This is a genomic window from Snodgrassella sp. B3088 (assembly GCF_026535815.1).
GTDB lineage: Bacteria > Pseudomonadota > Gammaproteobacteria > Burkholderiales > Neisseriaceae > Snodgrassella > Snodgrassella alvi_E.
The window spans coordinates 39,685-46,352 of sequence record NZ_JAFNPG010000036.1 but is presented as its reverse complement, the minus strand read 5'-3'; the positions used below and the strand labels follow the sequence as shown (position 1 = coordinate 46,352).

General features: G+C 48.7%; 1 protein-coding gene, 2 tRNA genes and 3 rRNA genes. All 6 read right to left on the bottom strand.

The annotated features are described in order from the left end of the window. Positions 1 to 147: 147 nt before the first annotated feature. The 6 genes from rrf to J3U75_RS10070 all read right to left on the bottom strand — a co-directional run bounded on the left by rrf (position 148) and on the right by J3U75_RS10070 (position 6,655). A 5S ribosomal RNA gene (gene rrf, locus J3U75_RS10095) occupies positions 148 to 260 on the bottom strand. Positions 261 to 370: 110 nt separating this feature from the next. Beyond that, positions 371 to 3,260, bottom strand: a 23S ribosomal RNA gene (locus J3U75_RS10090). Positions 3,261 to 3,582: 322 nt separating this feature from the next. Continuing rightward, positions 3,583 to 3,658, bottom strand: a tRNA-Ala gene (locus tag J3U75_RS10085). A gap of 16 nt (positions 3,659 to 3,674) precedes the next feature. Then, a tRNA-Ile gene (locus tag J3U75_RS10080) sits at positions 3,675 to 3,751 on the bottom strand. Positions 3,752 to 3,828: 77 nt separating this feature from the next. Beyond that, positions 3,829 to 5,367, bottom strand: a 16S ribosomal RNA gene (locus tag J3U75_RS10075). The 16S, 23S and 5S rRNA genes sit together here with 2 tRNA genes alongside, the layout of an rRNA operon. Positions 5,368 to 5,746: 379 nt before the next feature. After that, positions 5,747 to 6,655, bottom strand: a complete 909-nt coding sequence (locus J3U75_RS10070; RefSeq protein WP_267391987.1) for a Rossmann-like and DUF2520 domain-containing protein — start codon at positions 6,653 to 6,655, stop codon at positions 5,747 to 5,749. Positions 6,656 to 6,668: the final 13 nt, after the last annotated feature.

Genomic DNA, 6,668 nt, shown 5'->3' with positions numbered 1-6,668 from the left:
CGCTCATTGAATCTATCCAACGCAGCGGCCATCGTAGTGTACGAAGCGCTGCGGCAGCAGGGGTTCGCCGGTTTGTCTTAACCAGTTTCTCATTCAGCACAAAGCAAAAAACCCAGTAGACTATCTACTGGGTTCTTCTTAATGGGTGTCTGGCGGTGTCCTACTTTCACATGGGCATCCATACTATCATCGGCGCTAGGTCGTTTCACGGTCCTGTTCGGGATGGGAAGGCGTGGGACCAACCCGCTATGGCCGCCAGACTTTAAACTGTCAAATCAGAAAGCCTTAATCTTGGTGATGCTTGTATTCTCATCAGTAAGCTTTATCATTTACCTTGCACACCTTCTGTGTGCGAAGTCCTTCAAATGATAGAGTCAAGCCTCACGAGCAATTAGTATCGGTTAGCTCCAAGTGTTACCACTCTTCCACACCCGACCTATCAACGTCCTGGTCTCGAACGTCTCTTTAGAGGGATTAAATCCCTAGGGAAGTCTCATCTTCAGGCGAGTTTCACGCTTAGATGCTTTCAGCGTTTATCTCTTCCGAACTTAGCTACCCGGCGATGCGACTGGCGTCACAACCGGTACACCAGAGGTTCGTCCACTCCGGTCCTCTCGTACTAGGAGCAGCCCCCGTCAAACTTCCAACGCCCACTGCAGATAGGGACCAAACTGTCTCACGACGTTTTAAACCCAGCTCACGTACCACTTTAAATGGCGAACAGCCATACCCTTGGGACCGACTACAGCCCCAGGATGTGATGAGCCGACATCGAGGTGCCAAACTCCGCCGTCGATATGAACTCTTGGGCGGAATCAGCCTGTTATCCCCGGAGTACCTTTTATCCGTTGAGCGATGGCCCTTCCATTCAGAACCACCGGATCACTATGTCCTGCTTTCGCACCTGCTCGACTTGTCGGTCTCGCAGTTAAGCTACCTTGTGCCATTGTACTATCAGTCCGATTTCCGACCGGACCTAGGTAACCTTCGAACTCCTCCGTTACTCTTTGGGAGGAGACCGCCCCAGTCAAACTGCCTACCATGCACGGTCCCCGATCCAGATAATGGATCCGGGTTAGAACCTCAAAGTCACCAGGGTGGTATTTCAAGGACGGCTCCACAGAAACTAGCGTTCCTGCTTCTTAGCCTCCCACCTATCCTACACAAGTGACTTCAAAGTCCAATGCAAAGCTACAGTAAAGGTTCACGGGGTCTTTCCGTCTAGCAGCGGGGAGATTGCATCTTCACAACCATTTCAACTTCGCTGAGTCTCAGGAGGAGACAGTGTGGCCATCGTTACGCCATTCGTGCGGGTCGGAACTTACCCGACAAGGAATTTCGCTACCTTAGGACCGTTATAGTTACGGCCGCCGTTTACTGGGGCTTCGATCCGATGCTTGCACATCTTCAATTAACCTTCCAGCACCGGGCAGGCGTCACACCCTATACGTCCACTTTCGTGTTTGCAGAGTGCTGTGTTTTTATTAAACAGTCGCAGCCACCTATTCTCTGCGACCTCTAATAGCTTACAGAGTTAATCTTTCACCATCAGAGGCATACCTTCTCCCGAAGTTACGGTATCAATTTGCCGAGTTCCTTCTCCTGAGTTCTCTCAAGCGCCTTAGAATTCTCATCCTACCCACCTGTGTCGGTTTGCGGTACGGTTTCATTCAAACTGAAGCTTAGTGGCTTTTCCTGGAAGCGTGGTATCAGTCACTTCGTGTCCTTAGACACTCGTCATCACTTCTCGGCGTTAAGCACCCGGATTTGCCTAAGTGCTCCACCTACCGGCTTAAACGATCTATTCCAACAGATCGATGACCTAACCTTCTCCGTCCCCACATCGCATTTGAATCAAGTACAGGAATATTAACCTGTTTCCCATCGACTACGCATCTCTGCCTTGCCTTAGGGGCCGACTCACCCTACGCCGATGAACGTTGCGTAGGAAACCTTGGGTTTTCGGCGACAGGGCTTTTCACCCTGTTTATCGCTACTCATGTCAACATTCGCACTTCTGATACCTCCAGCATGCTTCTCAACACACCTTCTTCGGCCTACAGAACGCTCCCCTACCATGTCAGTTGCCTGACATCCGCAGCTTCGGTTACAGATTTGAGCCCCGTTACATCTTCCGCGCAGGACGACTCGACCAGTGAGCTATTACGCTTTCTTTAAATGATGGCTGCTTCTAAGCCAACATCCTGGCTGTCTGGGCCTTCCCACTTCGTTTACCACTTAATCTGTCATTTGGGACCTTAGCTGGCGGTCTGGGTTGTTTCCCTCTTGACACCGGACGTTAGCACCCGATGTCTGTCTCCCGAGGAACCACTTGATGGTATTCTTAGTTTGCCATGGGTTGGTAAGTCGCAATGACCCCCTAGCCATAACAGTGCTTTACCCCCATCAGTGTCTTGCTCGAGGCACTACCTAAATAGTTTTCGGGGAGAACCAGCTATCTCCGAGTTTGTTTAGCCTTTCACCCCTATCCACAGCTCATCCCCGCATTTTGCAACATGCGTGGGTTCGGTCCTCCAGTACCTGTTACGGCACCTTCAACCTGGCCATGGATAGATCACTCGGTTTCGGGTCTACACCCAGCAACTCGTCGCCCTATTAAGACTCGGTTTCCCTGCGCCTCCCCTAATCGGTTAAGCTCGCTACTGAATGTAAGTCGTTGACCCATTATACAAAAGGTACGCAGTCACGGATTACTCCGCTCCCACTGTTTGTATGCATCAGGTTTCAGGTTCTATTTCACTCCCCTCCCGGGGTTCTTTTCGCCTTTCCCTCACGGTACTGGTTCACTATCGGTCGATGATGAGTATTTAGCCTTGGAGGATGGTCCCCCCATATTCAGACAGGATTTCTCGTGTCCCGCCCTACTTCTCGTATACTTAGTACCATCTCTGAAATTTCAAATACGGGGCTATCACCCTCTGTGGCCAAGCTTCCCAGCTTGTTCTTCTATCTCAGTGACTATCATATACAGGCTCTTACGCGTTCGCTCGCCACTACTTGCGCAATCTCGGTTGATTTCTTTTCCTCTGGGTACTTAGATGGTTCAGTTCTCCAGGTTCGCTTCTCTAAACCTATGTATTCAGTTTAGGATACCATGCTTTTACATGGTGGGTTTCCCCATTCGGATATCGCGGGATCACAGCTCTATTGCCAGCTCCCCCACGCTTTTCGCAGGCTTACACGTCCTTCTTCGCCTATCATCGCCAAGGCATCCACCTGATGCACTTATTCACTTGACTCTATCATTTCAAGAACCTCTTGACTTCATCACAACTACCGTTGACCTGTAATCATGACTTAAGCTCCCTACTCTCATAAAGCTTACTTCTTGGTTGTCTGAACAACGCCTTTTGTCTTCGTTGCTCAGCGATACAATCATCACCCAATTCTTTCAGCACTTCCACTTCATCCGTCTCCAGACTCAGCTTCCATGCCTCAATCTTTGTTTGTTGATTTCGGCTTTCCAATTTGTTAAAGATCGATGCGTTACTTCGCAAATTAAATTCAGCTTCCGCTTCTTCTGCTTCCAGATAAACTCAATTTAATTTCCAAAGTAAAGTGTGGTGGAGGCAAACGGGATCGAACCGATGACCCCCTGCTTGCAAAGCAGGTGCTCTACCAACTGAGCTATGCCCCCTCTCTTCTTAAATAAGTGGTGGGTCTGGGAGGACTTGAACCTCCGACCCCACGCTTATCAAGCGTGTGCTCTAACCAGCTGAGCTACAAACCCAGTTTATTCAGTCTCTTCTCGCATCTTTTCAGTTTACCGATAAGTGTGAATGCGAATAACCCTCTTCTTTTCTCTAGAAAGGAGGTGATCCAGCCGCAGGTTCCCCTACGGCTACCTTGTTACGACTTCACCCCAGTCATGAAGCATACCGTGTTAAGCGACCCCCTTGCGGTTAGTCTACCCAATTCTGGTATCCCCCACTCCCATGGTGTGACGGGCGGTGTGTACAAGACCCGGGAACGTATTCACCGCAGTATGCTGACCTGCGATTACTAGCGATTCCGACTTCATGCACTCGAGTTGCAGAGTGCAATCCGGACTACGATCGGCTTTCTGAGATTGGCTTCACCTCGCGGCTTCGCTACCCTCTGTACCGACCATTGTATGACGTGTGAAGCCCTGGTCATAAGGGCCATGAGGACTTGACGTCATCCCCACCTTCCTCCGGTTTGTCACCGGCAGTCTCATTAGAGTGCCCAACTTAATGATGGCAACTAATGACAAGGGTTGCGCTCGTTGCGGGACTTAACCCAACATCTCACGACACGAGCTGACGACAGCCATGCAGCACCTGTGTTACGGTTCCCGAAGGCACTCTCCTATCTCTAAGAGATTCCGTACATGTCAAGACCAGGTAAGGTTCTTCGCGTTGCATCGAATTAATCCACATCATCCACCGCTTGTGCGGGTCCCCGTCAATTCCTTTGAGTTTTAATCTTGCGACCGTACTCCCCAGGCGGACAATTTCTCGCGTTAGCTTCGCTACTAAGACATCTAGTGCCCCAACAGCTAATTGTCATCGTTTAGGGCGTGGACTACCAGGGTATCTAATCCTGTTTGCTACCCACGCTTTCGAGCATGAACGTCAGTGTTATCCCAGGAGGCTGCCTTCGCCATCGGTATTCCTCCACATCTCTACGCATTTCACTGCTACACGTGGAATTCTACCTCCCTCTGACACACTCTAGTTAGACAGTTTCAAATGCACGTCCCAAGTTGAGCTCGGGGATTTCACATCTGACTTATCTAACCGTCTGCGCTCGCTTTACGCCCAGTAATTCCGATTAACGCTCGCACCCTACGTATTACCGCGGCTGCTGGCACGTAGTTAGCCGGTGCTTATTCTTTAGGTACCGTCAGCACCAGGTGGTATTAGCACCCGGCTTTTCTTCCCTAACAAAAGTCCTTTACAACCCGAAGGCCTTCTTCAGACACGCGGCATGGCTGGATCAGGGTTCCCCCCATTGTCCAAAATTCCCCACTGCTGCCTCCCGTAGGAGTTTGGGCCGTGTCTCAGTCCCAATGTGGCGGATCATCCTCTCAGACCCGCTATGGATCGTCGCCTTGGTAGGCCTTTACCCCACCAACTAGCTAATCCAACATCGGCCGCTCAAATAACGCGAGGTCCTAAGATCCCCCGCTTTCCCCCTCAGGGCGTATGCGGTATTAGCCATCCTTTCGGACAGTTATCCCCCATTACTCGGTACGTTCCGATGCATTACTCACCCGTTCGCCACTCGCCACCAGAGAGCAAGCTCTCCGTGCTGCCGTTCGACTTGCATGTGTAAAGCATGCCGCCAGCGTTCAATCTGAGCCAGGATCAAACTCTTATGTTTAATCTTAGCTTGTTGTAATCCTGAAGTTCCCTTCAGTATCACTGGTCTGCTTCAAAGTTATTGACAAGATTTGTTACTATCCTGTCCCTCTGAATCAGTGTGAGGCTTATCCGCACTCACACTTATCGGTAATCTGTTCTGTTAAAGAGCGTTGCTTTCGACTGCGTTCTACTTTAAACTGTTTCGTTCGTTTCGGCTCGCGTCTCAGCGAAGAAGGCGAACTATACGCCCCTACATCCACCCTGTCAACTACTTCCTCCGCTTATTTTTATCTAATACACCAAACCTCTGTTCTAATAAGATTTATTTTTTAGCGTCATCTGCTCCGTTTGAACCTTCTATAATTATCACACTCTATATTCCTCACTTCTTATGACTCTTAATTTTGCTTCGTTTGCGTTGGTGATATGATTTGTAATATTTGCTGACGCTTGTCTTGGCTTAATTTGGTCAAATTTAATGTCTGCTTGGCGAGTACGCTATATATCTCCTGCTCTGTTGTGTTTAATGCCTGCCAATGTTTTGCGATTGTGGTGCTATCGCCACGTTTTATTGGACCTGTAAGGGCTTCTTCCGGAACCATTGTTTGTAGTTGGTTTAGATTTTGCTGCATGAGCTGGTTTACGAGTTGTTCAGCCAGGCTTTTCGGTATAGACAAAGAAGTAAGTATATTACGCGCATATGCATTTAGGGTAATCAGAAAATTGGCACTGGCTGATAGTGCGGTGTGATAGCGGCTTTTCTGGTTTGCATCAATAATAAAGCTATTTAATTTTGCAGCCTGAGCCAGTTGTTGCAGTATAGGTAAAGCAACTATATCGCCTTCTATGGCGCACATGTGTCCGGCTAATTGATTTAAGGCTATTTCGATTGAGGCAAAAGGAAATACCGGATGCAGGGAGCCTGCCAGCACTTTATTTTGGTTTGATTTTAATATTTTGCTGTCTAACGCACCGCTTAGGTGAATAACTAATGAATTGCGTGTTAGGCAATGATTTTGTTGAATTTGCCAGCTTATTTTTTCGATAGCCTGATCGCTGACACCTATAACATAAATATCAGCTGGCGGTAGATTGCTTAATTCTTTGCATAGTTGAATAGAAGGTATATGGTTTTTAAGATTTTGCGCTGTGATGAAGCTGCGGTTCCATGCTGCCTGTATATTTATTTGCTTGCTCTGATGCCAGATGATGGCGAGGCTGGAGGCTACTTTACCGGTACCGATGATATTTACACGCAGTTGGGAAGACATATTGAGTTGTGGTTTGATGGTGGGGATATTGGTCATTATGGGTTTTATA

Coding starts and splice junctions, on each gene's coding strand:
- J3U75_RS10070 (WP_267391987.1), bottom strand. CDS start 6,655: ATGACCAATATCCCCACCATCAAACCACAACTCAATATGTCTTCCCAA.